This window comes from Pseudomonas fluorescens, from assembly GCF_002022275.1.
GTDB classification, from domain to species: domain Bacteria; phylum Pseudomonadota; class Gammaproteobacteria; order Pseudomonadales; family Pseudomonadaceae; genus Aquipseudomonas; species Aquipseudomonas fluorescens_AJ.
This window is the reverse complement of sequence record NZ_MSDF01000052.1, coordinates 123,384-148,415: the sequence shown is the minus strand read 5'-3', so window position 1 is coordinate 148,415 and position 25,032 is coordinate 123,384. Positions and strand designations below refer to the sequence as shown.

The 25,032-nt window shown below is 57.0% G+C and carries 25 protein-coding genes; 5 read left to right on the top strand and 20 right to left on the bottom strand.

Annotated features, from left to right (window positions below; translation table 11 throughout):
* Positions 1-6: 6 nt before the first annotated feature.
* Positions 7-1,383: an MATE family efflux transporter gene (locus tag BFW87_RS25715; protein WP_078742510.1), complete on the bottom strand. Its 1,377-nt coding sequence runs from the start codon at positions 1,381-1,383 to the stop codon at positions 7-9.
* A 16-nt stretch (positions 1,384-1,399) separates the two neighbouring features.
* Positions 1,400-2,371, bottom strand: coding sequence for an NADP-dependent oxidoreductase (locus BFW87_RS25710; protein ID WP_078742509.1), 972 nt, complete (start codon positions 2,369-2,371; stop codon positions 1,400-1,402).
* Between the two features lie 153 nt (positions 2,372-2,524).
* On the opposite strand from BFW87_RS25710, the gene BFW87_RS25705 reads away from it, so the two are divergent.
* On the top strand, positions 2,525-3,046 hold the full coding sequence (locus BFW87_RS25705) for a TetR family transcriptional regulator (protein ID WP_078742725.1): 522 nt from the start codon (positions 2,525-2,527) through the stop codon (positions 3,044-3,046).
* On the opposite strand, the gene BFW87_RS25700 is transcribed toward BFW87_RS25705, so the two are convergent.
* The 5 genes from BFW87_RS25700 to BFW87_RS25680 all read right to left on the bottom strand — a co-directional run bounded on the left by BFW87_RS25700 (position 3,018) and on the right by BFW87_RS25680 (position 8,723).
* Complete coding sequence (locus BFW87_RS25700) at positions 3,018-4,079, bottom strand: alpha/beta fold hydrolase (RefSeq protein ID WP_217699428.1); 1,062 nt, start codon at positions 4,077-4,079, stop codon at positions 3,018-3,020. The two genes, BFW87_RS25705 and BFW87_RS25700, sit on opposite strands and share 29 nt — an antisense overlap.
* 493 nt (positions 4,080-4,572) lie before the next feature.
* Positions 4,573-4,848 (bottom strand): EF-hand domain-containing protein, encoded by a 276-nt coding sequence (locus tag BFW87_RS25695; protein WP_217699427.1) that lies wholly within the window; start codon positions 4,846-4,848, stop codon positions 4,573-4,575.
* Between the two features lie 144 nt (positions 4,849-4,992).
* Positions 4,993-6,309, bottom strand: coding sequence for an ATP-binding protein (locus BFW87_RS25690; RefSeq protein WP_176159825.1), 1,317 nt, complete (start codon positions 6,307-6,309; stop codon positions 4,993-4,995).
* Positions 6,302-7,012, bottom strand: coding sequence for a response regulator (locus BFW87_RS25685; RefSeq protein ID WP_078742506.1), 711 nt, complete (start codon positions 7,010-7,012; stop codon positions 6,302-6,304). Before BFW87_RS25685 ends, BFW87_RS25690 begins: the two co-directional genes overlap by 8 nt.
* 808 nt (positions 7,013-7,820) lie before the next feature.
* Positions 7,821-8,723, bottom strand: coding sequence for a LysR family transcriptional regulator (locus BFW87_RS25680; protein WP_078742505.1), 903 nt, complete (start codon positions 8,721-8,723; stop codon positions 7,821-7,823).
* Between the two features lie 150 nt (positions 8,724-8,873).
* On the opposite strand from BFW87_RS25680, the gene BFW87_RS25675 reads away from it, so the two are divergent.
* The 3 genes from BFW87_RS25675 (at position 8,874) to BFW87_RS25665 (ending at position 10,193) form a co-directional block, all read left to right on the top strand.
* Positions 8,874-9,071: a tautomerase family protein gene (locus tag BFW87_RS25675; RefSeq protein ID WP_078742504.1), complete on the top strand. Its 198-nt coding sequence runs from the start codon at positions 8,874-8,876 to the stop codon at positions 9,069-9,071.
* Between the two features lie 83 nt (positions 9,072-9,154).
* Positions 9,155-9,508 carry a putative quinol monooxygenase gene (locus BFW87_RS25670; protein WP_078742503.1) on the top strand — a complete coding sequence of 118 codons (354 nt, stop codon included), beginning with the start codon at positions 9,155-9,157 and terminating at the stop codon, positions 9,506-9,508.
* Between the two features lie 70 nt (positions 9,509-9,578).
* On the top strand, positions 9,579-10,193 hold the full coding sequence (locus BFW87_RS25665; protein WP_078742502.1) for a nitroreductase family protein: 615 nt from the start codon (positions 9,579-9,581) through the stop codon (positions 10,191-10,193).
* A 916-nt stretch (positions 10,194-11,109) separates the two neighbouring features.
* Here the strand turns inward: BFW87_RS25665 and BFW87_RS25660 are convergent.
* Positions 11,110-11,508, bottom strand: coding sequence for a hypothetical protein (locus BFW87_RS25660; protein WP_078742501.1), 399 nt, complete (start codon positions 11,506-11,508; stop codon positions 11,110-11,112).
* An 81-nt stretch (positions 11,509-11,589) separates the two neighbouring features.
* Positions 11,590-12,099, bottom strand: coding sequence for a hypothetical protein (locus BFW87_RS25655; RefSeq protein WP_078742500.1), 510 nt, complete (start codon positions 12,097-12,099; stop codon positions 11,590-11,592).
* A gap of 320 nt (positions 12,100-12,419) precedes the next feature.
* Between BFW87_RS25655 and BFW87_RS31770 the strand changes: the two genes are divergently transcribed.
* On the top strand, positions 12,420-13,736 hold the full coding sequence (locus BFW87_RS31770) for a hypothetical protein (protein WP_139372503.1): 1,317 nt from the start codon (positions 12,420-12,422) through the stop codon (positions 13,734-13,736).
* 478 nt (positions 13,737-14,214) lie between these two features.
* On the opposite strand, the gene BFW87_RS25645 is transcribed toward BFW87_RS31770, so the two are convergent.
* From BFW87_RS25645 to BFW87_RS25595, 11 genes are all read right to left on the bottom strand, one after another.
* The gene (locus BFW87_RS25645; RefSeq protein ID WP_078742498.1) at positions 14,215-14,865 is read right to left on the bottom strand and encodes a DUF3841 domain-containing protein; all 651 of its coding nucleotides are present in this window, start codon (positions 14,863-14,865) and stop codon (positions 14,215-14,217) included.
* A gap of 135 nt (positions 14,866-15,000) precedes the next feature.
* Entirely contained in the window at positions 15,001-15,609 is a 609-nt protein-coding gene (locus tag BFW87_RS25640) for an ANTAR domain-containing response regulator (RefSeq protein WP_078742497.1), read from the bottom strand.
* Between the two features lie 4 nt (positions 15,610-15,613).
* Entirely contained in the window at positions 15,614-16,765 is a 1,152-nt protein-coding gene (locus BFW87_RS25635) for a transporter substrate-binding domain-containing protein (RefSeq protein ID WP_078742496.1), read from the bottom strand.
* A 5-nt stretch (positions 16,766-16,770) separates the two neighbouring features.
* A complete protein-coding gene (locus tag BFW87_RS25630; protein WP_078742495.1) occupies positions 16,771-17,784 on the bottom strand; it encodes an asparaginase in 1,014 nt (337 codons plus the stop codon).
* A 5-nt stretch (positions 17,785-17,789) separates the two neighbouring features.
* Complete coding sequence (locus BFW87_RS25625) at positions 17,790-18,494, bottom strand: branched-chain amino acid ABC transporter ATP-binding protein (protein ID WP_078742494.1); 705 nt, start codon at positions 18,492-18,494, stop codon at positions 17,790-17,792.
* Complete coding sequence (locus BFW87_RS25620) at positions 18,491-20,302, bottom strand: ABC transporter permease subunit (protein WP_078742493.1); 1,812 nt, start codon at positions 20,300-20,302, stop codon at positions 18,491-18,493. The genes BFW87_RS25625 and BFW87_RS25620 overlap by 4 nt, the downstream gene beginning before the upstream one ends.
* A complete protein-coding gene (locus BFW87_RS25615) occupies positions 20,295-21,128 on the bottom strand; it encodes a branched-chain amino acid ABC transporter permease (protein WP_078742492.1) in 834 nt (277 codons plus the stop codon). Before BFW87_RS25615 ends, BFW87_RS25620 begins: the two co-directional genes overlap by 8 nt.
* Before the next feature lie 58 nt (positions 21,129-21,186).
* Positions 21,187-22,350, bottom strand: coding sequence for a substrate-binding protein (locus BFW87_RS25610; protein ID WP_078742491.1), 1,164 nt, complete (start codon positions 22,348-22,350; stop codon positions 21,187-21,189).
* A 35-nt stretch (positions 22,351-22,385) separates the two neighbouring features.
* On the bottom strand, positions 22,386-23,282 hold the full coding sequence (locus BFW87_RS25605; protein ID WP_078742490.1) for a nitrilase family protein: 897 nt from the start codon (positions 23,280-23,282) through the stop codon (positions 22,386-22,388).
* A gap of 271 nt (positions 23,283-23,553) precedes the next feature.
* The gene (locus BFW87_RS25600) at positions 23,554-23,964 is read right to left on the bottom strand and encodes a RidA family protein (RefSeq protein WP_078742489.1); all 411 of its coding nucleotides are present in this window, start codon (positions 23,962-23,964) and stop codon (positions 23,554-23,556) included.
* 70 nt (positions 23,965-24,034) lie between these two features.
* Positions 24,035-25,000 (bottom strand): agmatinase, encoded by a 966-nt coding sequence (locus BFW87_RS25595; RefSeq protein ID WP_078742488.1) that lies wholly within the window; start codon positions 24,998-25,000, stop codon positions 24,035-24,037.
* Between the last annotated feature and the right edge of the window lie 32 nt (positions 25,001-25,032).

Below are 25,032 nucleotides of genomic sequence, written 5' to 3'. Positions count from 1 at the left end.
AACGGCTCATTTTTTGATTTCCTCGGTGAGCCAACCGCGCTTCCAGTTGCCACGCGCAAACCACGCCAGTGCCAATACTGCAGCAGCCAAATTACCCGCCGGAAAAGACCACCAGATACCTTCTATACCAAGATAGCTCTGCGTCGAAAGCAGAGACGCAAGCGGGAACTGGACACCCCATTGCGTAAGCAGCGCTATGACCATGGCGTGCGCTACCTTGCCGGACGCGCGGAGCACGCCGACCACGCAAAATTGGATACCGATGCAGCCCCAGCTCAATGCCATGATTTTGAGAAAGTGGGCGGCGACCTCAATCACATCCGGGTTGGAGGGAACAAAAAAAGCTACCAACGTGGGGGCGCTTACCATGGCAACGATCCCCAATGCCGAAAGCATCCCAAACCCGTACAAAATGCCCAAGCGCGCGATCTTCTCCGCACGATCGGCCTTGCCAGCGCCAAGGTTCTGACCGATGAGCGTGGACAATGCCATCGATAGCCCTGCGGCGGGAATCGTAACCACTTGCATGATCGTTGAACCAACTCCGTAGACAGCGATCGGCAACGTACCGAAACCTGCGATTAGAAAGGACATCGCCATTAGCCCCAGTGCACGTGTCGACAGGTCGATCGACCCCGGAAGGCCGAGCTTAAATGCCTGGCGGAGATACACTGAATCCAGGCGCAGGTTTTCGCGCTTCAAATGGATGCCATGCCGTCCTCCCAAGAAAATCGCTATGCCTACTGTGGCAGCTATGCCCTGGGTCACTACGGTCGCGACCGCGGCACCAACCACGCCGGCACCAGGCACTGGTCCCCATCCGAAGATGAAGAGTGGATCAAGCACAAAATTCAGCAGGACCGTTCCGAGGACGATAACGAGTGGCAGGCGCGTGCGGCCTATCCCGCGCATCAGTGCCTGGAACATGGCATAGGCGAAAACGAAGACGACGCCGACGAAAGATACATGCATGAAACCAAGCGCGCCGGTGCGCACCTCTATGGCGACTCCCAGCAATGTCAGAATGCTGGGTGTGACCAGATAGCCCGCGGCGCCGAGCAGCACGGCGGTGAGCAGCACCATCATCATGGTCTGTCCTGCCACGTGATCGACCATGTCCTGCCTGCCTGCACCAGCGTATTGCGCGATTAGCACCGAACCGGCCATGGCAAGACCTGATCCGAGCGCAATTACAAGGAACGTCACCGGAAAGCTGACTGCTACAGCGGCTACCGCCGGCGCGCCAAGCCTTCCTACCCAAAAAGCGTCGGTAAGCTGATACCCGGTCTGCAGCAAGTTACCCAAGATGATCGGCATCGAGAGCGTCAGCAGCGCGTGTCGGATAGAGCCGTCAAGGATAACTTCGCGGAGTTTATCGTCCATTGCTACCGCACCATGCCTACGGCACAAGTACAAGCTTTCCGCGGGCACGGCCTGCAAGACTGACGTCCAGCGCCTTGCGCCAGTTCGCGAGGTCGTATGTCTGCGCAACAGGTACAGAGAAGCATCCTACTGCCGCGAGCTTCCCGTATGCCTCAAGCACGTCCCACCGAAGCTTGAAGCCCCCTTCTGCTTTGATGTTTTCCGCGCCAGTTCGTACGCCCGCCTTGCTTGCGCCTTCAACATCGGTGGCAGTGATGACTCGCGAAGCGTCACCGCCGACAATCTCCACCAACTCGAATAGCGTGCTGGCCGAGCGCGCTTGCAGGTTTACCGGGGCGGTATCCAGAACCACATCCGGCGCCTCATAGACCAGCGCGCGAACTCGCTCGACCATGCCGTCACCGTGTGCAGCGACTGGGACACCCATGGAGCGCAGGCGATCTGAGAAAGTCACGCCAGCTGTCGCGATTACTTTCGCGCCCTGCAGAAGCGCCATCTGCACGGCGGCAAAACCGACCATCGTGCCGGCCCCATTGACGAGTATGGTCTGCCCCTCCTTCACACCAGCCCACGAAAGGTAGCGCGCTGCCGTTTCGACAACCATGGGGAGCGCCGCAGCATACACATGCGATAAGCCTCTAGGGATCCGTGCCCAGTGGTACAGAATGGCGTAATCGGACGCGCCTGCGGTGGGATAGTTCGTGAAGTCGACAGGGCCGTACACGGCGTCGCCCACGGAGATGCCGGTGACGCCCTCACCTAAAGCAGTGACCACGCCAGAAACATCCAGGCCAGTGCCGCAGGGCAGTTTTCGCGCAGAGAATCCCCGGCAGAGGGCCCAGTCAGCCGGGTTAAGCGCGCAGGCAAGAACCCTTACCGCAATATGTCCGGCATTGGGCGTGGGAATGGGCGCCTCCTCAAACCGAAGCACGTCAGCCGGCTCGCCGTACTCGTGAAAGCGGATCGTTCTCATCTTTTCTGCGGACATGAGCTTCTCCTGGTGTCGACGCGTATCGGCACGTTGATTAGTATTCTGAATGCGGTAAAGTCAGTGACTGACACGTAATGGTATGCGTTATGTCAGTCACTGACAATAGGAGTTTGCACTGTGCAAAAAAAACGGGGAGACGTACGTCGTCGTATGCAGATCGCAGCCCTGGAGCTGTTTCAAGAAAATGGCTACGACGGGACGACAACTGCCGAAATCGCAAATCGCGCGGGCTTCACGGAGAGAACCTTTTTCCGCTACTTTCCCGACAAGCGTGAAGTGTTATTCAACGAAGCCGAGTTGCACGAAAGATTGCGCGCCGCCATCGCTGAGGCGCCCGCCGACCGAGGTTCACTCGAGGTTGTAGTTTTGGCGTACCAGTCTCTCGCATCAATGTTCGAGGAAAACCTGCCGTTCGCGGAGATCGGGCAAGCCGTGATCGCGAAGACACCCGCATTGCAGGAGCGTCAGCTCGCCAAGGCAGCCTCGGTCACGCAGACCATTACCGAAGCGCTCCTTCTGCGCGACACAGAGCCAGCACTAGCAGGGCTGGCAGCCGTTACCGGCATGGCGGTTACCGGGCATGGACTACAGACTTGGGTACAGGATCCCTCTTTGCCTCTGGTCGATCATTTGGAGAATGCGTTCAGAGCATTACAGGGGTTGTCGAAATGACCGAGCCGTGTAGCTCCAGGGGTGTCGCAGGCGTTGCGGTCGTGCCATTTTGAAGAAAGAACGCCGTTAGCATGTGGACGAATTCGGCGGGCTTGTCCAGATTGATGACGTGACTAGCGTCCACCTTCACATAAGTCCCCTTCCTTAGTAACGATATGGCCAGCTTCGCCTCCTGGCCACTCATCGCGCCATCCAGCGTACCGTCGGCAAACGTCGAGTAATTGGCCTGAAGTAACAATGTCGGACAGGTAACCCGCTCAAGGGCTTTTGCATGATCGAACTCGGAGTTCCACGTACCGTTATAAAACGCCGCGCCAAATCGTGGGTCGTAGGTACCCAGGCCCCGGATCAGCATGCGGACGGTATCGTTCCCCACGAGTCCGATCTCAACGGGTTGGCCCGGATGCGTCCATCGATAGAGATGCACAGCTTCGCGCAGCAGCCATGATGAGCCCGGGCCTACGTTCGTCTTGAAGAACTGGTTATTGTGGTGGATCCAGTAAAGCAGGAAATCCGAAGGATGATCGCGGCTTGCGGTAATACTTGTCGCGAATGCCCGATTCGCAATCGTCTGCGTAATGCGTGGATATTCAGACGAAAATAGCGGTGGGTCTTCGAGCACGGTGCTCATCACCAGCCCTGGTCTGTTCGCTGCCAGCCACAAGGCCAGAAGCCCGCCCGACGAGTTGCCACTAACGTATACCGGCTCGCCGACGGCCGCCTGTATGAAGTCACTGAGATCCGTTCCGATCTGGTTAGCTGTCATCGGGTAGCCTGCAGGCACCTTCGTATCACCGTGTCCTGGATAGTCAACGTCGAACACATGGAATGACCGAGATAAGTCCGGCAGCACACGGCTGTAGCTGAACCAGTCAAGGAACTGGGCGTGAAGCAGAACGAGTGGCGGCCCGTTATTCGGACCTTCGTGGTAGCTGAAGGTAACGGTATTTACGCGTGCAGTTTTGCTAACGTAGCCGGCTTCGGCCACCTTTGCCGCGAACGGGTCCACGTAGGTCACGAGACGGGTCAGCATAATGGCAACTGCTATGACGACGAGTACGATGATCGAACTCATCGCCCTTAGAATTATCGTCCTGCGTCGCCGATGTCGTGATTTAAATTGGCCGCCGCTGTCCTGATGCTTAGACATGCGCGGGTTTGCAAGCGGCGTTTTTGATATGCGAGGGGTAGGCATCGGGATACATTCTCGGAAAAAGTAACTGATCCCACGCATGCTATGCGTCGCATCCTTCGAAACCGTTTCCAGGGGCGATGAAACCATTACACCGGATTACAGGCGCCTGGGAGCGCTGAAAACCACTACAACCCAAGCGAGGTGTGTCGACCGCTGTAAAGCTGGCGCAGGTCAGCCTACGCGCCGCTCCGGCAACAAAACTGTCTAGTTGTGGTGATCGTGACCGTCATGAAAGTCGAGATGTTGGATTGCGGCAACGCGGCACAGGTCACCGCAGTGAAGCGAAGCACCGGGGGGGCCGCGTTACCGCTAAACATCGAGGCAGTGTTGGTCATCCACCAGCGCGACTCTGCATGAACCCCTTGATCTTTTCGAGGGTGATGAATCCCTGGTGGGTGCTATCGATCTCATCGAAATGTGCGGCCAAGCGCGGCATGCCAGCGTTTGCCTCAGCCTTAGTCAGCTTGCCATCGTGATCAACGTCGGCCTGAGCAAACCTGGCGTTGAGCTTGCTCATGGCCTGATCGGCGCTGAAGTTACCAAACCCGGGCGTCGCCATGGCGAATGCGGGTACAAGCATAAAAAAGGTTACGACTAATAAGCGCATGAAATTTCCTCTGTCGGGCGGGGATGCGGTTGTATCGTGGATGGCTTCTGAGCCGTCCACTCACATCATCTTGAGCGCGCGATGTTGGTAGCTGATTTCGTATCGCTTGAAAAATGTTGCAACGCGTTGCAATAGCCCCCGATGCTATCGACTGTCGGAGGCTTCGCCGTCGCTGACTGGCAGGGCTACACATGCACGCAGCCCGCCACCGGGGCGATCAAGCAGCCGCAGCCGACCTCCGTGCAAGCAGACGAGGCGATCGACGATAGCCAGGCCCAGACCCGTGCCACTGACACCCGAGCGGCCGTCATCGGCTCGAGTAAATGGTCGTAATAAATGCTCTACCTGCTCGGCCGGGATGCCTGAGCCGCGATCGAGTACTTCTATGTAGGCGTTCCCCGAGTCGTAATGCGTACGGACCTCAAGGCCATTGCCCGCGTAGCGCAATGCGTTCTCCATCAGGTTGCTGATCACGCGCAGCATAGAGGTTGGCCGGAAACGGAACGGCGGCACGTGGCCGAGAAAGAGTTCGAACGGCGTTCCCCTCTGCTCGAACTCTCCTGCGATCTGCATAACCAGCGTGTTGATGTCGGCATAGATCAGGGCTTCGCCGGAGTCATCGCGCCCGTAGTCGAGAAACTGACCGACGATCGCATCGATCTGGTTGATAAAGCCGACCCCCGGCGAATCGTCGCCTCGTGCTTCCAGCGCCAGCGTCAGCCGTAGTTTCGTCAATGGTGTGCGGATATCGTGCGAGATCCCGGCGAGCATTTCCATGCGCGTGGCTTCCATCGCTTCGAGGCTGGCCGACATAGCATTGAACTGGCGTGCGACGGCCGTAAGCTCTGAGGCCGCGTAATCGGGCAGCCGTTCGCCATGGCTTCCCCGACCGAGCCGACGGGCCGCTTCGGCAATCTCGCGCAGTGGCCGATTGATGCGCTGCTGAATCAACATAGCAATGATCGTCGCCAAAGCTACAAGACCGAGCGACAACATCAGCCCAGACGTCAACACGCGATCACGCGGCACGGTACCTGTGGGCAGCGTGAACCACGAGCGCTGTCCTGCGACGTTCATTTCCACCCACACGGCGGGAACAGGCGCTACCTGCCAGCGAAAACCAATATCGGGGTCTAGTTGTTCGCGCAGCGCGGCGGCGAATTTGCCGAATATCGACAGAGGATTTGGTTGAATACTAACGGGTGGCGACCCTTGCTGGAGGCGCAGCTGGCCGATCCTGTCGATCTGAAGAAGACTCGCCTCGCGACGCGCCGGTTCGATCTGTGACAAGGCAGCGTTCAATGTATTGAGTTCGATAGCCAGCAGATGGCCTACCTCGGTGACCTTCGGTCCCTGCGCGAGTAGAAACACCGTGACCGATGCCGACTGGACAAATACGGCAAAGGTAATCAGCACCAGCAGGTTGCGGGTGAAGAGCGAACGCGGAAGAAATTTAATCACGGTCGGCATCCGGCGCAAAAACGTAACCTATGCCCCACACAGTACGGATGTAGCGCGGTGAGGTGGGGGCCGTTTCTATCTTCCGCCGCAGCCGCAACACCTGCACATCGAGGGTGCGATCCATCGATTCGTGCTCACGCCCCTTGACCTTGTCCAGCAGGTGCTCGCGTGTCATCGGGCGTCGTGGGTTTGCCGCGAATACCCGTAGTAACTGGAATTCCGTACTCGACAGTGGAATGACTTCATCTTCACGGCGCAACTCCATCCGCGACACGTTCAGGACGAACGGACCAAACTCCGTCACCTCGTCGTTGCCCCACGTCTTCATGCTGTGCAGCATCTGCTGCCGACGTAGCATCGCTTGCAACCGCGCCGTGAGTTCGCGCGGGTCGAATGGCTTGGCCAGGTAATCGTCGGCGCCCATTTCCAGGCCTACGATCCGATCCACCGGATCGCCACGCGCAGTGAGCATCAGCAAGGGAATTGTGTGGCCGTGATGGCGCAGTCGCCGGCATATCGCCAAGCCATCTTCACCGGGCATCATCAGATCGAGTACCAGCGCGTCATACGGTTCGCGCGCGAGGGCGCGATCCATATGCTCGGCAGTAGCCACAGCAGTCACGTCGAAGCCATGCCCACCGAGATAGCGCCGTAGCAATGCACGTAACTCGGCGTCGTCATCAAGCACGAGAATTTTAGGCATGCGAACCTCCAAGTATGTTTTCGCGAGAGCAAAACGCATTCTGGTCAGTGCGCAGCGACTTTCGCAACCGCCAAAGCCGCGCTGGGAGCCATTTGTAACCGGGTGTAATACCTTCGCCTACTTCGGCAACTGGCGCGTAGGAAACGGCAGCTAACTTGGCATGGTCATCCTCTCCCAAGCCGTCCTAAAAGGATCATCGCCATGCGTACTATTTCACCAAACCGCTCAAGCTCTTCCCTCGCAGCCGTGCTTGCGCTGTGCCTGGCTATCAACACCTCTCACGCGGCAGGGCGTGCGCATGGCACGGCGATGACCACGCCACATGCCTCGGCCGCTGGTGGTGGCTATACTCAGTCGTCCGGTGGCAACATCAGCCATAACGGTAGCCATTATTTCTCCGGCGATGCGGGTACGCGATATTCGGGCAGCAACAGTTATAGCCGACACGACGACGGTACCGCACAAAGCTCGCATTCTTCCTCTAGTACACGCGCCAATGGCGGCTCGGCAACGAGTAGCGGTGCATACGTACGAAATTCAGACGGTACGGTAACCGGCAGCAGCCAAACCTCAGCCAGCGGCCCGAACGGAACGCGCTCATCCTCCACAACCACCGCGGATGGCGTGACGAATCACGACGTTTCCGTAACTACCGCGAGCGGGAAAACCTATTCAGGGCAAACTACATTCACCCGTGACGACGGCGTGACTCACTAGGCAAGCCCCTTAAAACTGGGCTTCTGGGATCTTACAAAAGTTTCCGATACCGATACTCATCCGGTTAAGCGATTAACTGTGCGCGCAGCCTTTACTGCCAATGCGCGCACAATTTGACCAGCTCATCGACCACATAACGGACCTTGGGGCGCAGGTGCGACACCTTGGGCCAGACCGCATGCACATCAACCGCATCAGGCTCATAGGTTTGCAGCACCTCGACCAGCCTGCCCGCTTCAATATCATCCTGGAACAGGCTACGCGGCATTTGGCATAAGCCGGCACCCGCCACCGCAGCAAGCATCATGGCTTCGCCATCGCCAATTTGATGAGTTGATGGGGGCGCGTAACGGACCGTCTGACCCGCCTGCATCACTCGCCATGCAAGTGGTTGTCCCTGTCGATGGCCAACGATGCAACGATGCTGGCTCAGTTCTTCAAGGGTGTGCGGGGTACCAAAACGCGCAAGGTAGTCAGGGGAGGCACAGACGGCCCAGCGTTGACGGGTCAATCGCCGCGCGACCAGGCCGCTGGTGTCCTGGAGTTCGCCGAATCGTACCAACAAATCGATACCCTCTTCGAACGGGTCCACGAGGTAATCGGAAAACGTCAGGCTCAATTGCAACGCCGGGTATTTGTTGGCGATCTCAAACAACAATGGCGCGACAACCCGGCGTCCGAACGCCACCGGAACATCAACCCGCAAACGGCCAGATGGCTCACCACCACCGGGGCCCAGCCCGCTTTCAGCGGCGCCGATTTCCTCCAGGGCTGTTGAGCACGCAGCGAAGTAGGCCTCGCCATCGGCGGTGAGGGAAATCCTTCGCGTCGTGCGATGGAATAACTGCGTACCCAAACGCTCTTCCAGGCGCGCAATGGCCTTGCCCACAGCAGATTTCGACAATCCCAGGCGCTCGGCTGCCTGGGTAAAGCTGGATGAGCGCGCCGCCACAACAAAGGTGATGACGCCCTGAAAGGAATCGATAGGTACCATGCTGCGCCCGCTATTGTGGAGTTTTATGCTACCCAGATTATAGCTGCAGGCCGTTTATCGCCACTCGATTCAACAGTACGATGGATTCCAGCCAAACAGCGGTGCACGTTGCGCACCTCTCCCAGATCAATGCTTTAGAAGGAATACATCATGCCCGTCGTACGTGTGAGCTGGTTCGAAGGTAAAGAACACGCGCAGAAAGCCGCTGTTGCAGCCGATATCACCGAAAGCATCGTTAAACACACCGGGACCGATGCCAATTATATCTACGTGATTTTCGAAGACGTAGCCGCATCGGACTGGGCCGGCGCCGGCAAGCTGTTCGGGGAAGCATCCCAAAAATCCTGACGCTCATGACCTGCGCCCCATGCACCGGCTAATCCAGCGATGCTGGCGTGCAGGTTGTCGTCTTTCTGCTGGAGACAACCCCTATGCATCCCACTATTTCGTGCCTGTTCTCCCTTGCAGTCAAACCCTCAGAGTTTGCTGAATTCAAGGCACTGATCGCCACCATCGTTGCCGCCACTCGCGCCGAGCCGGGCACATTGATTTACGAATACAGCGTCAACGAAGACAACAGCACCGTGCATATCCTTGAGCGTTACAACGCCGATGCCGTGGTTAGCCACGTAGACACCACGTTCGCGCCATTCGGCCAGCGTTTCCTGGCGTTGTGCACCATCAAGAGCCTGGTGGTCTACGGCACGCCCGACGCTGAAATCCGCAAGCGCCTCGACCCGTTCGGCGCCGTCTACATGACGCCGTTCGACGGCTTCAGCCGCTAACTTCAAGCAACGCGCAGGCTCACGATTGACAGCTGTGTCCTGCGCATCTTTATCCCACACAGAGATCACCATGTCCGCCATCGCTGAAGTTATTAAGTCCCGCATCTCCGCCAACAGCTACGACATTGAACGTTCATTGACGGACGCCCAAGTCGCTGAGTTGGTCAACCTGGCCACTCACGCCCCCTCCGCCTTCAACCTGCAAAACTGGACGTTCCTGGCCGTGCGCAGCACCGAAGCCAAGGCGCGCTTGTTGCCATTGGCATTCGGCCAACAAAAGGTCTTGGATGCCGCTGTGACCTTTATTGTCTGCGGCACCCTCAACCCGCATGTAACCCTGCCTGCCGCATTGCAACCGACCCTGGATGCCGGAATCATTGATCAGTCGATCTACGACATGTGGGTGGGTGCGGCTCAAGGTATGTACCAGGAAAACCCTCAATTGCAGCGCGACGAGGCCATTCGCTCGGGCTCGCTCGCCGCGATGACCCTGATGTTGGCTGCCAAGGGCCAGGGCCTGGTTTCGACGCCAATGATCGGGTTTGATCAGGTCGCAGTAGCCAAGGAGTTCGGTCTATCGGATGAGGAAGTGCCGGTGATGTTGATCACTGTTGGCTACCCGGGCTTGGCCAACTGGCCACAAAAGCCGCGTAAAGCCGTAAACGACGTATTGCAGTTCGTTTAAGCCCTTTGAACGTTCAGTGCATGCGCAGCTCGGTGTGGGAAAACCCCAAGCGTCTATGGTTCTGCCGGTCCTACGCTCAATCGTGCTTCTCTCCAGAGATGAATCGCCGCGGGTTTCTTAGACACCTCCATGCCTTAAACTGAGGCCAGTTAAGAGGGCCATGAGTAACCAGCTCCGGGACAAATCACACTGCTCAATTCTGAGTCTGACAGGGACTACCCTATTTCCAGCCAGATGCCCAAGCATGTTTTTGTGAAAATCAGCATCCATCACCCTCTGGACTGGGACCATGAGAGGTCGGGGAGACGAGGCTAAGGACGGCAGGGAAAACCGGGTCTATGAACATCAAACGATGAACAATTGCGTTCATTTCTGGAGTACTAAGCCAGCGGTATTTGACCCATGAGCGACTCATGAACATCTAACATCGCCCACATGTAAAACAATATGCCATCGAGAAGGTAGACGAGCTGTCATCTGTACTGGACGTTCATCCGTTTACCATACTCGTAGCCTGTTATCTACTTCAGGACAATCTGATCTCCCTGGACGATCTGTTTTCCCGAATTCGAACGGAACTGCCAAGCGAGATGAAATGAACATCTGATGGATTAAGTTCCACAATCAAAGGGGATCAACGGAAGACTGCGGGTTGTAAGGCTTGTGCTAGCATCCAATTTGATCCGAAGATCGAGGTCAGCAGCGATGAAGCACCCAATGATCAAATGTACCGCGCATCTGCGGGCGATCCGGGCTTTTTCTATGCCTATGCCAAAAGCCGAGACCTCAAGTTTCCATCACCACTTTCACCTGAATGCGTGGCGACCTTGACGGCTCTTAGAATGCTCGGAAATTTTGGGGCTCTCTGGCAGCTATGACTGTCTGACTTTTACCAGTGGGTGCCGTTGTCGTTCGCTTAAGCTGTAACTTCTTCGCACACCACTGTTCCATCCTGACGAAGGCTTGGGGGAAACACTTCAATCCCACCGTTTTTTGGAACAATGTCTTTATGCTGCGCTTTAACAAAGTCGCGCAATTCAGTTTTTGTATACTCTGAGTGCCACCAGTACTTTACTTTACGGGGCGCTTGAAGCTCAAGTGTAGGGTCGTAGTAGTTGCCATCAATCTTTATTACGGCATGCCCTAACTTCTCACCACTTTCTATTTCGACAAAACATAGAACATATTTTTCTGCTAATAGATAATTGGTTACTGCAGCCAAGCAATTTGCGTAGCATTGTTTCGGCACTGTACAGCCGACATTGTCGAGTTGCTGAAGCAAGCCACTTGGCAGCGGGGTCATTTCAATTTCCATAAGGACATCCATTCGTGGGGGGAGGTAAACACAAACTGAAAATCGCGAAAGCATATCTAGCGCGCTATCCGAACCGGCAACCTAAGCGAGCGATGGGCGTAGAGCTTCCTGTTTTGCTTGTACAACTGGATCTGAAATAACAGCTTGAACTTTGAGTGCATACGCCATGGACTTGAAGTCGTCGCTGAGTGCTGTCCAATCACATGATTCGAACGCGGCTTCGGAGATAATATATATTTCCTTTACGCCATATTCTCCAGCGAATGAACGAAGATACGTGAAGTACGGCAGCAGGTAGGCGTGTTGAGTATCAGGACGAGGTGGGCTGGTCGATTTCCCACAAAGGGAAAAAATGAGGACGCCATCGACAGCAGTATCTGAAAAAAACTTGTCCGCGAGAAACAATTCTCCAACTCCAACCTTACGATCGTTGGTGCTAGATGATTCAATTACGCAAACCACCCTGCCCTCAGCGTCCTGGAAAGATAGATCTGGGCGGTACCTATCTAAGCCAATGACGCCTCCATTGGAGTGCCGAATCCAACCGGTAGGGAATGCGATCGGCTTTTGTTTGAAATCAGAATCCGCCATTGATTTACCTTAGGTTACAGTCACTACGCTCACGTATTCATTCAACAAAACGGCGATGCTAATGACAAAAAAACCAATAGTAGCAAATTGACATGCACTCAAGCCAGCCCTCCCCTGAGAGCGTCAAGGCAAAGTCGCACGCTGGAACCAGCCTACGAACTGCCTCCGCACCGTGTGGACTGCCCCCAACACCGCCAAGTATAAAACCAAGGGCGGGTTCAAGGCAGAGATTGCGTCTTGGTGCTGGCCATTAGCTATTATATCTCCTAGTCTTCCGATATTATGTAAATTTTTGGATCAGGGTTTAGGTAAGGAACTTTATGAATTGCCACCTGCACGTGCGTCAACATTTCCATCCGGTAGGCCACGGAACGTTTTTCACCGGGGTAGTTTGGAATAAGAAGTTGCGACGAGCCGCATTCAGTTGGGCTTATGACTGCGGAGCTAGAAGTCAGCATCGTGTAGAAAAAGCTATCAATGATCAAAACATCGCAGGCTGGTTGCCGCAGGAAATCGATTTGCTGGTTCTTTCCCACTTTGACAACGATCATGTGAACGGTGTGGAGCATTTCTTACGAAACAGGCGTGTACGCTGGTTGGCAGTCCCTTATATGTGTATAGGCCAGCGAGTTGAAGAGGTTTTGGCTGGCGATGCCAGCACATGCTCTGCGTCGACAGCGCTCTTCCAGCTCGATCCAGTCCAGTGGCTTCTGACGAGTGGTCTTTCTGAGCAAGTTGGGGCGGTAATATTCGTGAAGGGTGGTGTTTCTGGGGACGAACGCTCCACGCTCCCTGATCGCGGCGATAATCCATCGCCTGAATGGGACGAGCTTGCCAGTCGCCCTAGCGATGATGTGTTTGGCTCATCCCTCGAGCCACTTTTGGTTGATGATATGTTACCGGCAGTTGCTGCACGCTCCAAAAAATGGGGCGGTGCCTCATTCGAGATGGATCATGCGGCCAGCTTCGGACCAGGTACGCTCCCCTTGGAATTTATGTTCTTCAACTCCGACCAACCTGACTTATTTATTACAAAAGGAGGTGCGCGGGTTGCACGAAAATCGTTCTCGTCAATAGATGTCGTGCAGGATCAGATCGCAACTGCGATTGATTCATCCGGATTGAGTTGCCCTCTCAGGCTTCACCGAAATTGGCGATCACACTTTAAGAAGGTCTATGAGCACCACTTCGGAGCGACTAGTAAGCAACGGAACAACATCTCGCTCTGCCTGATGGTACGCCCTCTGAGCGAAGTGAGTGCATGTTCGTACTTTGACGGTGAGCGCAGCGTGCTAATGAGATCGTCGAGGCGTCCTTCAGCGATACTGGATCGAGCTGGCCTCCTCTGCCTCGGCGACTTGTGTATGGACATGCCAACGTTCAATTCAATGCAGGCGCACTATGGTGCAAATCGATTGGCTTTGGTGGCGGCCGTACAAGTGCCTCATCATGGCTCACAGCACTCATGGGTGAAAGGCATGGCTGCCAAATTTTCACCTGATCATTTCGTTCATTGCATTCCTGACCGCTGCAATGGTCACCATCCGCATAAGCTCGTAACAAACGATCTGCACGGCTTTAGAGTGCATCGAGCAAATGGTCATTCTGCAGTTGTACTGCACTATCACTTCCACTGAAACAGTGCGAAGTTAGCAGAGCGGCCCTTTTTCTTATGAGCGCCGTTTGATGAGCACTAGAGTGGCTTGCAACCTGGATATATTCATATTTATCAGTGAATTGCCGCTCTTATGTACATATCACATCGCCCACTAGTTAAATTATGTGTCTGGCTGCTTATGCTCATGAATCCTGGAGTTCAACCCTTCCCTCTAAAACGCCGATAGCCTTGTTTTAGGTCGCGCGCGTTCGGGTCAACCCGATGAGTTTGTTATGCCACGATCATGTACCTGACTATTGGAGTGTCGATCACATGACTTTCAGTATTGAGTTCATTCTCAGGATCTTGGACAAGCGCCCTCGCGACATGCGTGGGAAGATCGAAGGTCGGCTGACGCGATTCTGTTCCGGCTATTGCATGGGACGCACAGAGAAGGACTGGTGGTCGGAGTAAGGTAGCTTGGATGTGCACGGCTGTTTGCTCCGCGACTTTCAAGCTTAGTGGTGGGACGTCAGAGCATCCCGCTCGATTACGGCTGTGACGTCGGCCAATCTCAGCGTCCAAAAACATCCTTGAATACTCTTGGCTTCAAATGGGCCCATGTCCACGGCAGTTTGATCAAGCTCAAATACCGCCGACCAGGACTTCTGCATCCGCCGTTGGAGCTTTGACGCAGCATCTGAACCCTCCTCCGCATTCTCCATAGCTCGATCAAAATCTTGCTCATCAAGCTCCGACGCCCAGACATAGCATTTGTTGAGTACAAAATGCCAAAGATCGAAGCACGACAACACAATCTGTTCTGCGGGAACAGAAAGCTGAAGCACGACCGGATCATGCAGACCTTCCGCGTCCTCAATGTAAGGTTCAGGATGATTCTCACCACACCTTACCCAGCACCACCAAGGAGTTAAGCCCGGCTCCGGTGCGAGTATGCCGGCGCTGGCCATCGAGTGCTTCATCCAGGCATAGGCGTCCTGGAAGATCGGGTCGTCGTTGGCTGCGCTGATGGGGCATGTGAGCACGCCTTCAGTCTCCAGCAGTTGCCAAGTCGAACGCTCTATTAGTGTCCAGCATTTTACTCGACCATTTTTGGAAAACTCCATTTGCCATTTTTGAATGTCGAATGTCAGAGACCAATGCAGCATCTGTGTTGATTCCGGAATTGTGTCTCATTAATTCGCAGGGAATATGCAAAGCTCCTACGGAGCTTGGCCTGCTGATTTTCTCGTAAATTAGCGATTGGCTCACACGCCGTGCCACTGAACCGCAAACGATCCGGCTCAAAGCTTAAGTCCAAGCCTTTCCATCGCCTCATGGGCTTCAATGATCATTCCCGACACCTCGGCCACCGTTACGTGCAAGCTGGTTGCCCGTGACCTCATATGCTCGTAAGCCTGTGTCTCGGTCAGGTTTTGACGTTCGACCAACACGCGAATGGCTTTTTCGATCTGTCGGCGAGACTTGATGGTCAGCTCCAGCTTGTCGATCTTGCCTTGCAATCGTTCCTGGTAACTGTAAGACGCACGCGCCAGCACCAGCGTGCTGAGAATGCCGGAGGATCGAAACGGTTTCGAAATGACGCCGTGGGCCCGGGTGTCGAGCAATAACTTCAGGATGGTCGGGCTTTCATAGTCGGAAAGCGCGATAAGCGCTGCATTGACGAAGGCGCCGGACCAGATCTTGTTGCCTTCCAGTTCCTGGGTGATCTGAAACAGAATGACGTCCACGTCCGCCGGGGGCTCTGCGGGAAACGGCCACACGATTTTTACACGGCAACCAATGCGTTTCAGTTGTTGCATGATGATGTCGCGGTCATCCCCGGGGGGATAAACAAAAGCAACACAGATACTGCGCAAATCTTCATAGAGACGGCGAAGGCTGGAACTCATGGCGTTACCTCAACCAAAACTCAGAGAAGCCGAAAGTAGAGAGATACGGATCGGGCTTCACCGGACCTGAGCCCTCCCACACGACGTCGAACTGGCCATCACTGCGGCAGATGCCGATTCGGGGCGTCAGCGCGCAATGGTTGTTTTCTGCATCGATGGCAATCGGGCCTTCCGGGGAGGCGAACTTGACCTTGTGCACCGCCTCCACCAGTTTACGCCGGTCCAGGCTGCCTGCCCGCTCCAGGGCACGTGCAAACAGGTGCACTTGAGAATACGCCATTTCCGACCAGGTGCTCGTGGGGCGATCACCGAAGCGGTTGCGCCAAAGCTCGATGAAGCGTTGATTGCTCTCATTGGGCAGAGAACCGAAGTAAGTGGCCGCCGTGATGTGCCCTTCACACAGTTGGGGGCCGATCAGGCGTATTTCTTCTTCGGCCATGGACAAACTCGCAATCGGGATCTTCTTGGGATCGAGCCCGTGTGCACCGTACTGTTGATAAAACGAGCGCGCCGACTGCCCTACCAGTGTCGAGAAAACCACATCGGGCTGGGCCTCGCGCACCTCATCAAGCACCTCCTTGATCCGCTCTATGCCCGCGTCGATGGGCAGGTAGACCTCATCCACAATCTCACCGCCGTATTGCTCGACGACGTCGCGCATGATCCGGTTGGACTCTCGCGGGTAGATATAGTCCGCGCCCACCAGGAACAACCGGGTGCCCTTGTTTTGCAGCAGGTAAGCGGCGAGTTGGATGCTGTTCTGGTTGGGCACGGCGCCGGTGTAGATGATGTTCGGCGAATATTCGAAGCCTTCGTAGAATGAGCAGTACCAGAGCAATGCGTTATGACGTTCGATCAGCGGCAACACCGCCTTGCGACTGGACGAGCGCGAGCAGCCAAATATGACGTTGATCTCGTCTTCGATGAGCAACTTGCTGGTCAGCCGCCGGTATTCCTCCGGTGAGCCCTTGGGGTCATACGCCGTGGGCACAAGCTGTTGGTCCAACACGCCGCCCAACGCGTTGATTTCCTCGATGGCCAATGCCGTACCAAAGAAATGTTCGGACTCGGTGACCCCCGTGGCCCCCGTGCGCGAGTACAAAACGCCTACAGGCCAGCCCTGATCTTTTGCGGCAGCGTTGCGGGTACTTGGCATGGCGCTCACCTGTTATCGAAAATAGCTTGCAGTTGTGAAGGTGACCGAGCGACCTGAAGTGCCAGCATCAACAGTATTCTCGCCTTCTGCGGGCTCAGGTCATTGGCAAACACCGCACCGGCAACCTCAAGCGTCTTACCGCCCCCTGTAAAGCCATACAACGCACTGACCCGACCGCGGGGGACGCGGGAGGCGATGACCACGCTGATACCCGCATCGATTGACTCCACAATGGCCGCGTACAGTTGCGCATTTACATTACCCGCGCCCAGTGCCTGGATGACAACACCCTTGGCTCCTGACTGTACCGCAGCCTTCAAGAGCGCGGCATCTGCCCCGGCGTACATCGGCACAATATCAACACGCGGCAAACTGCCCTCCTCTCCCTCCAACGCCAAATACTGCCGCCGACCGGGCGACCGGTTGAAGATTACTTGCGCGCCGTCGACGCAGCCGAGCGCACCAGCGTCTGCCGAGCCGAATGAGTCGACGTTTGTGGTGTGGGTCTTGCTGACTTCCCGGGCGGCGTCAATTTGCTCGTTCAACACCACCATCACGCCCTTGCCCGATGACTGCGGTGCGACACACACCCTGGCGCCACTTCTCAGGTTGCGGGGGCCGTCAAAGTCCGGCTCGGAGGCGTTGCGCTGCGCGCCGACCAACACCACGGGCTTGTGACGGCAGGTCAACGTCAGGTCGAGAAACCACGCTGTCTCCTCCAGCGTGTCTGTGCCGTGCGACACCAGCACGCCCTGGATCTCGGGGCGTGCCAAGGCGGCCTCGATTTCGTGATGAAGCGCTACCCAGCGCGAAGGCCCCATTTCGACCGACGGCACATTGAACAGGTTGCTGACTTCCAACTGAGCAAACTCCGCTATTTCAGGCACTGCCGCTATTAAATCACTGCCCGACAAAGCGGGTTTCGGCGACGCGGTCAGAGGGTCGACCCGCATGGCAATGGTTCCTCCGGTGGCTATAAACAGGCACACCGGCAATTCGTCAGCGTTTGATCGGACCATAACGCTCACACCCTCAAATGGTTGAAAATCACCTCGGCCGCCCTACTCGCCTTGGCATCGCCGTCTTCTTCAATTACGCCTTGCTTGAGCACCAGGTAACGATCGCTGACCTTCAGTGCAAACGGCACATTCTGCTCGATCAACAGCAGGGTCGTGCCGTGGCGTTGCCGCTCCTGCAACAGGGCAACGGCTATCCGCTCGATCACCGAGGGTTGCAGGCCCTCAGTGATCTCGTCGAGCAAAATGATGGAAGGCCGCATCATCAATGCACGCGCCACCAGCAACATCTTTTGCTCACCGCCTGACAGAGTGCCTGCGTATTGCTTCAGGCGGTCCTTGAACACTGGGAACACAGGCTCGATGGCGGCAAACCGCTCATTGAACAACGCGTCTTTTTCGAGGCCCATGCGCAGGTTGTCACGAATGCTCAGCTCGGTGAACAGTGCCTTTTCCTGCGCGGCATAGGCGACCCCCACGTGTGCGATGCGATGCGGTGCGAGCCGCGTGATATCGCTGTGGTTGACCAGCACACTCCCCTGCTTTGGCAGGTAGCCCATGATGGTCTTCAGCAAGGTGGTCTTGCCCATGCCGTTCTTGCCCAGCAATGCCACTGCCTCGCCGGCGCCCACCTTCAGCGACAAGTTGCGGATGACCACCGAAGTCTTGTACCCGCTGGTGACTGCATCGAGTTGCAACGTGGCACCGTTCATACGACCTCCCGTGGCACGAGCGCAGACCCGGCATAAATGGTCTTGACCAACTCAGAATTGACGACTTCCTCAAACGTCCCTTGCATGACCATTTTCCCTTGGTGCAAGACCACGATGCGGGTCGCAATCTGCTGCACAAAATCCAGGTCGTGCTCCACCAGCAAGCAGCACAACTTGTAGCGGTGTGCGAGCAATGCAAGCACTTCACCGATTTGCGTGCGCTCGGTTTTGGTTAGCCCGGCGGTGGGTTCGTCGAGCAGCACGATACGCGGCTCCAGGGCGAGCACCATGGCCAGTTCCAACGCCTGCTGTTCGCCGTGAGACAAGTCCCTTGCGACCGCGTCCAGCAGGGTATCCAGCCCGGTCACACGCAGCACGTCCAGCGCATAAGGCGGCAAGGCCAGCGCCGGTGCCTGCGTGAAAAATGCGGGCCGCTGATGAAGCGTTCCGGCGATGCGCAAGCACTCAGCCACCGTCAGCGACTCAAAAATATTGGCGTTCTGGAACTTGCGCCCCAGGCCAAAACGCACGCAGGATTCTGCCGGCAGTCGACGAATATCATGACCGCACAGGTGCACCGTTCCCGAGGTACGGTCGGCGCCGTCGCTCATGCACCGCATCAGGGTGGTTTTACCGGCGCCGTTGGGGCCGATCAGCCCCACCAGATCACCGGCCTCGGCCCTGAGGTTGATGCCCTGCAAGACTTTGAGTGAACCGTAGCGCTTGGTCACGTCCTCCATCAACAGCGCCGGTGTGCCATTTTCCTGCGGCACCCCCTGACTGTTCCGTTCCACCAGCACAGGCACGCGCCGAGCCCTCGCACCCAGGCCGAAAGGCTTGAGTACCGCCGGCACGATGCCTTGCGGAAGCAGGACGATAACCAGCACAAACGACAGCCCCATGATCAACTGCCACACAAACGGCATCCGGCTGCCGAGGAAGGCGGTAGCAACGTTGATCAAAATCGCGCCCGCCAAGGGCCCCCACAAGGTTGCGCGGCCCCCCAGTGCCACCCAGATGATCAATTCGGTACCCAGCACAAACCCGGACAGTTCGGGCGCCACCACGCCACTGAACGCGCCATAACCAAACCCTGCGACCCCGGTAATGCCGGCGGTAGCGATCAGCAGAAGAATTTTGATGGATACCACGTTGATGCCCAGGTAGGCGCAGCGCGACTCGTTGTCACGTATCGACGCCAACACACGCCCCGCATCGCTGCGCACGAAGAGCCAGGCCACGCTACCGATCAGTGCGACACCGCCTCCGGCAATCCAGTACCAGGTTTGCAGTGACCAGTCGAAGGTGTCGTAGCCGGTCAGCCCCGAGCTGGAGCCGGTCCACTCACCGCCGGACAGCAGTAGCTGCGTCACAACGATGGGCAGCACCAACGAGATCACCGTAGCAAAAAAAGGCGAGGCTCCCCGGTAAAAGGACAGCCAACCCACCAGCGCTGCCACCGCCATCGGCACAACGATAGCCAGCCCGATGGCGATGGCGATTGTGCCGCCCGACAGGCCAAAGTGGGTAAACACCAACCCGGCCGCATAGGCACCGATACCAAAAAAAGCCGACTGCCCGAAGGTCAGATAGCCGGTGTAGCCCCATAACACATCCACGGTGATCACGACGATCGCAAACAGAAACGCCTTGATCAGCAGGTTGAGCATGTAGCTGTCAAACATCCACGGCCCTGCCACCAATAACGCAACGCCGATCAACGCCAAAAACGCCGAACGATGCCAGTTGTCTTCATGGCCGGACCGGGCGGGCCTGGTGTGAACCACCTGCAACGTAGTGTCAGTCATGTGCGAACCCCTTTGGACGAATACGCAAGGTAAGCGCCGCGAGGACGGCGATGGTGAGCCCGCCGAGTACCGGGCTGGCGTAGGTGCTGACGATCACCTGGCAAGCGCCGAACACCGCACAGGTCACGATCAGGCTGAGCATCGAATGCCCGGAGACCATCACCAGCATGAACGCAGACACCAGCCAGGTAATGCCCATGCCCGGGTCGATGCTCGACAGCGGGCTGATCAAGGCGCCGGCCAGGGTGCCGAGGCCCGCGCCCAGGGTGAAGGTAATAAAGCGTATGCGCCCGGCATGAATGCCCAGCCCGCTGGCCAGTTCCTCGTTCATGATCACCGCGCGGGTCTTCACGCCAAACCGTGTGCCATTGAGCAAGGCGGTCAGCAAGGCGCACAAACCCAGCGCCAGGGGAATCAACAGCAAGCGATAAGACGAGTAATCGGTTGCGCCCAACGACCAGGTGCCGCTGAGGGGGACGTCGGCAAATTTCACATCCCGGCCAAAACCGATGATGATCAATTGACCGATCACGATGCCCAGGCCCCACGTGGCCAGGATCGCGTCCAGCGGGCGCTTGTAGAGTGGCCGCACGATCAGGAATTCGATGATCGCGCCCACCGCCATGCCGGTGACCAACGCCAACGGCCAGGCCAGCCAGGGGCTCCACCCCAACTGGGTGACGACGAATGCTGCGTAGCCACCCATTGTCAGCAGTGCGCCGTGAGCGAAGTTGACGATTTTCATGATGCCGAAAATCATCATCAGGCCTGCAGTTACGATGAACAGCATGGCTATTGTTGTTGTTATATCCAGAATTAACACCATGACGTCTCCCTCCGGGGAGCTTGTAGCGTGAAGCGATGCTGAGTGAGCTGGCAGCGGGCTATTTCAGGTCCGGGCATTGAACGCCAGGGCTGACCGCTTGCTGGGTTGCAAGTATGCGGATCGAACCGTCGGCTTGTATCTGGCCCAGGCGCATGGCCAGTGGCGTATGACGGCTGGCATTCATCTGCACCACGCCACGAGGCCCGACGATAGACACGTCGTTCAACGCGGCGACGACCGCAGTTGCGTCGGTGGCGTTGGCTTTTTCTACCGCGGCTTTATAGAGGAAGAACGCTTCATATTGCGGCTCGGAAAGCTCGTTGGGGGTGGACAGGCTGCCGGCGAACTTCTGGCTGAGATCGGCCAGGAATTTTTTGTTTTCCGGGGTATCGATGCTGGTCAGGTACGAGGCAGACATGTACATGCCCGTCGCCACATCGCCCATGGTCTTGGCCGTGCCCTCGTCGATGGCCAGGTTGGCGTAAGGCAGTGTCAGCGCAGCGGCTTTCAACTGCTTGGCCAACGACACGTTGGGCACCCCACCGGCGGTGGCACTGATCAGCGCGTCCGGCTGCGCGGAGCGGATTTTTGAAATGACCGCCGTCCAGTCGCTGCCATCCATCGGCAAGTACTCTTCGCCGATAACCTTGCCGCCGTGTTCCTCGATATAGGCCTTGGTGAACTTCAACATTCCGCGGCCGAACGCGTAATCGCTGCCGACGAGGAACCAGGTTTTTGCCCCAAGCTTCTGGCCGAAATAATCCACAACAGGCGCGACCTGCTGCTCAGGTACCCAGCCGTTCACATACATCCACTTATTGCAGGAGCGGCCTTCATAGAATGAGGTGTAGATGTAAGGCACATGCCCGCGGGAGATGATCGGCAGCGCCGCATTGCGCGCGGCACTGCTTTGCATCGCGATCACCGCATCCACTTTCTTTTCCAGCACCAGGGTGTCGAAGGCTTTCTGGGCACCGATTGCACCCGAAGCGTCGTCAACAATCTCCAGCTGCACCGTGCGGCCGAGTATCCCGCCTGCCGCGTTGATTTGTTCCACGGCCAACTGCGAGGACTGGACCACCGCAGGTGCCACAACGCTGTTGGCGCCAGACAAGCCCACAGCAACGCCTATCCTGATAGGTTCAGCGGCGTGAACCTGAGTAGCCAGAAGCGCCGTTACAGCAAGCGCTGTCATACGGGTGAGGCGATGACTGGATTTCATATGAGTTTCCTCAACGGTTGTTATTGTCGATGGGTTCAATAGCGAGTTGGCTGCCAGCCCGTGCCGAGCAAGGGGTCGTAGATGTCGGTCCGGCGGTCACGCAGAAGCGTGTTGAACGGTGTTAAATGTCGGGTATGGCGCGATACTTTCAGGTTGATCTCGGCGTAAATGATTTGCTCACGATCGGCACTGGCGGGAGCCGCCAGCGGCCAGCCGTTGGCGCCGACAATCAGGCTGTTGCCCACAAACGCTTGACCGCGCTCAGTGCCGATCCGATTGGCGCAAATGATGTTCAGGCTGTTGACGTGTGCGCTGGCCATGGCGAGCGTATTGGCCATGATCATGGTGCTCTCGCCCTGCCCCGGCATCGGCACCCAGTTGGTCGGCATGCACACGATGTCGGCGCCTTGCAAGGCAAGCAGTCGATACACTTCCGGAAACCAGCCGTCATAGCAGATGATCATCGCCAGGCGCCCCAGGGGCGTGTGAAACACTGGCAAGCCAAGGTCTCCAGCTTCGAAGTACAGGTGCTCGTCACCCCACAGGTGAAGCTTGCGATACGTACCGATGTAGCCCTGCGGGCCCACCATCACAGCAGCGTTGTAAAGCGTGTGCCCCACGCGCTCAGCCACGCCGCCAACGATGTAGACGTTGTGTTTGCGCGCCATCGCCTCCCACGCCCGGGTGCTTGCACCTGCGGGCACTTCCTCGGCCAGGTCGAATGCCTCCTCACGGCTGGAGAACACATAGCCGCTGCTGACCAATTCAGGCAGCACAACGACCTGCGCACCGGCCTGCACTGCTTCTTCGATCAAACGCAACGTCATCGCCAGATTGGCGGCTTTGCAGCCCACGCGCGGCTCCATTTGCAACGCCGCAACGGTGAAACTCGGAAATGCCTGGGTTTGATCAGTGGACGGCAACGTCGACATATAAAATTTTCCAAAAAAAAAGCCCCCGAATGCGTGGATACGCAAATCAGGGGCTTCTATAGCCGATATGTGCTCAGCAATATTGCTGAGGGTCTGCCATTTCTCATCAGAAAAAGCGACCGTTGCCGCTGAAGTTACAGAGGCTCGAGGAGCGATGTCAACGCATTTTTTTCAAGGGCATAAAACCCGGTTTTTGGAGCGAGCAGACGGGTGTCCAGACCATAAACAGTTTATTTCTGGAAAGTGTTGTGACTTCCCCGCACTCCGCAGCCTAGCCAGGGATCACCGCAATCACGTCGATTTCCATCAACCACTGCGGCTGTCCCAAGGCAGACACCACCAGCCCGGTGGAGATCGGGAACACGCCCTTCAGCCATTTACCAACCACTTGGTACACCTCTTCCCGGTAGCGCGGGTCGATCAGGTAAATGGTGATTTTCACAATATCCTGCAGTTGGCTGCCGGCTTCTTCCAGCAGTTGCTTGACGTTTTTCATCGCCTGTTCAGACTGTGCCCGGGCATCGCCCAGGCCGATCAGGTTGCCGTCGAAGTCGGTGCCCAACTGGCCCCTGACGTACACCGTATTGCCGGCGCGCACGGCTTGGCAGAGGTCGTTGTCCAGCGACTGGTTGGGGTAAGTGTCCTTGGTGTTGAACATCCGGATACGCGTATGAGTGGGCATGATTGACCTGGCGTTATCGACAAAAAAATAATCGGGAAACGCCGTTTCCAGATCTGGAAACGGCGTGTAATTACAGCGGTGGCGCGTCGAAATAGTCTGCGCGCACGGCGGCGCCAATCAGGTTCACGATCAGCCGGCCTGCGGTGATGCAACTGATGTTGTTGACGTCGGTCGTCGGGGTGATTTCGACAATGTCCATGCCCACGACTTTGCCCTTGTTGACCAGGCCATGAATCAGCTTGCGCATCTGCACGTAGGTAATGCCCCCGAGCGCCGGGCCGGCAACGCCGGGCATGATCGACGGGTCGAGGCCGTCGGCATCAATGGTCAGGTAGTAGTTGCCGTTGTCGGGAATGCGGTCGAGCACTGACTGCATGCCGTTGTCATGCACCTCATAGGCGGTGATCAGGTGCGCGCCATAGTCCACCGCTGCCTGGAAATCCGTCGGCCGGCCGCTGCCCTGGGCGCGCAGGCCGATCTGGAAGATTTCGCCGATGTGTTCCATCTCCGAGGCGCGGCGGATCGGGCTGGACAGGCCATCGCGCACGCCGTTGATTTCATCACGCCAATCGAGGTGCGCGTCGATGTGGATGAGGGTGATCGGCCCGCGGCCCTCATAGGCGCGCAGAATCGGGATCGGGATGCTGTGATCGCCGCCCAGCACAATCGGCATGGCGCCCGCGTCGAGAATCTTGCGCACCGCCTGCTCGGCCCGCAGGCCGTGGCTGCTGAGGTCGCTCGGGTCGGCGGGCACGTTGCCGCAGTCGACGACTTTCAACGCACGGTTGTCGTAGATCGGGCCACCCACGTCGAAGTCGTAATGGTGCAACGCACGACAGATGCGGTCGCTCATGGCGCGAATGGCGTCCGGCGCGCGGCTTTGGTCATTGGTGATGTGCTCGGCCACGTAGGCTTTGCCGAAGGGCATGCCGATAATCGCGACGTGAGCGTCGAGCTGGTCGAGGTCGGTGCAGATGGGCGACCACAGAAAGCTCTGGTGTTTTTTCGACGGCGGTACGGTCAATGGGAAATCCATGGGTGTCTCCTGAACGGGCAGTGGGAAGGAGG

Bases quoted from the DNA above. Each gene is read 5' to 3' on its own strand.
- BFW87_RS25625 (WP_078742494.1), bottom strand. From the start codon at position 18,494: ATGAACGGTGCCACGTTGCAACTCGATGCAGTCACCAGCGGGTACAAG.
- BFW87_RS25670 (WP_078742503.1), top strand. From the start codon at position 9,155: ATGCATCCCACTATTTCGTGCCTGTTCTCCCTTGCAGTCAAACCCTCA.
- BFW87_RS25595 (WP_078742488.1), bottom strand. From the start codon at position 25,000: ATGGATTTCCCATTGACCGTACCGCCGTCGAAAAAACACCAGAGCTTT.
- BFW87_RS25615 (WP_078742492.1), bottom strand. From the start codon at position 21,128: ATGGTGTTAATTCTGGATATAACAACAACAATAGCCATGCTGTTCATC.
- BFW87_RS25675 (WP_078742504.1), top strand. From the start codon at position 8,874: ATGCCCGTCGTACGTGTGAGCTGGTTCGAAGGTAAAGAACACGCGCAG.
- BFW87_RS25620 (WP_078742493.1), bottom strand. From the start codon at position 20,302: ATGACTGACACTACGTTGCAGGTGGTTCACACCAGGCCCGCCCGGTCC.
- BFW87_RS25685 (WP_078742506.1), bottom strand. From the start codon at position 7,012: ATGCCTAAAATTCTCGTGCTTGATGACGACGCCGAGTTACGTGCATTG.
- BFW87_RS25695 (WP_217699427.1), bottom strand. From the start codon at position 4,848: ATGCGCTTATTAGTCGTAACCTTTTTTATGCTTGTACCCGCATTCGCC.
- BFW87_RS25715 (WP_078742510.1), bottom strand. From the start codon at position 1,383: ATGGACGATAAACTCCGCGAAGTTATCCTTGACGGCTCTATCCGACAC.
- BFW87_RS25645 (WP_078742498.1), bottom strand. From the start codon at position 14,865: ATGCTGCATTGGTCTCTGACATTCGACATTCAAAAATGGCAAATGGAG.
- BFW87_RS25630 (WP_078742495.1), bottom strand. From the start codon at position 17,784: ATGGTCCGATCAAACGCTGACGAATTGCCGGTGTGCCTGTTTATAGCC.
- BFW87_RS25680 (WP_078742505.1), bottom strand. From the start codon at position 8,723: ATGGTACCTATCGATTCCTTTCAGGGCGTCATCACCTTTGTTGTGGCG.
- BFW87_RS25600 (WP_078742489.1), bottom strand. From the start codon at position 23,964: ATGCCCACTCATACGCGTATCCGGATGTTCAACACCAAGGACACTTAC.
- BFW87_RS25665 (WP_078742502.1), top strand. From the start codon at position 9,579: ATGTCCGCCATCGCTGAAGTTATTAAGTCCCGCATCTCCGCCAACAGC.
- BFW87_RS25710 (WP_078742509.1), bottom strand. From the start codon at position 2,371: ATGTCCGCAGAAAAGATGAGAACGATCCGCTTTCACGAGTACGGCGAG.
- BFW87_RS25635 (WP_078742496.1), bottom strand. From the start codon at position 16,765: ATGCCAAGTACCCGCAACGCTGCCGCAAAAGATCAGGGCTGGCCTGTA.
- BFW87_RS25610 (WP_078742491.1), bottom strand. From the start codon at position 22,350: ATGAAATCCAGTCATCGCCTCACCCGTATGACAGCGCTTGCTGTAACG.
- BFW87_RS25655 (WP_078742500.1), bottom strand. From the start codon at position 12,099: ATGGCGGATTCTGATTTCAAACAAAAGCCGATCGCATTCCCTACCGGT.
- BFW87_RS25700 (WP_217699428.1), bottom strand. From the start codon at position 4,079: ATGCTGACCCGTCTCGTGACCTACGTGGACCCGTTCGCGGCAAAGGTG.
- BFW87_RS31770 (WP_139372503.1), top strand. From the start codon at position 12,420: ATGAATTGCCACCTGCACGTGCGTCAACATTTCCATCCGGTAGGCCAC.
- BFW87_RS25640 (WP_078742497.1), bottom strand. From the start codon at position 15,609: ATGAGTTCCAGCCTTCGCCGTCTCTATGAAGATTTGCGCAGTATCTGT.
- BFW87_RS25660 (WP_078742501.1), bottom strand. From the start codon at position 11,508: ATGGAAATTGAAATGACCCCGCTGCCAAGTGGCTTGCTTCAGCAACTC.
- BFW87_RS25605 (WP_078742490.1), bottom strand. From the start codon at position 23,282: ATGTCGACGTTGCCGTCCACTGATCAAACCCAGGCATTTCCGAGTTTC.
- BFW87_RS25705 (WP_078742725.1), top strand. From the start codon at position 2,525: ATGCAGATCGCAGCCCTGGAGCTGTTTCAAGAAAATGGCTACGACGGG.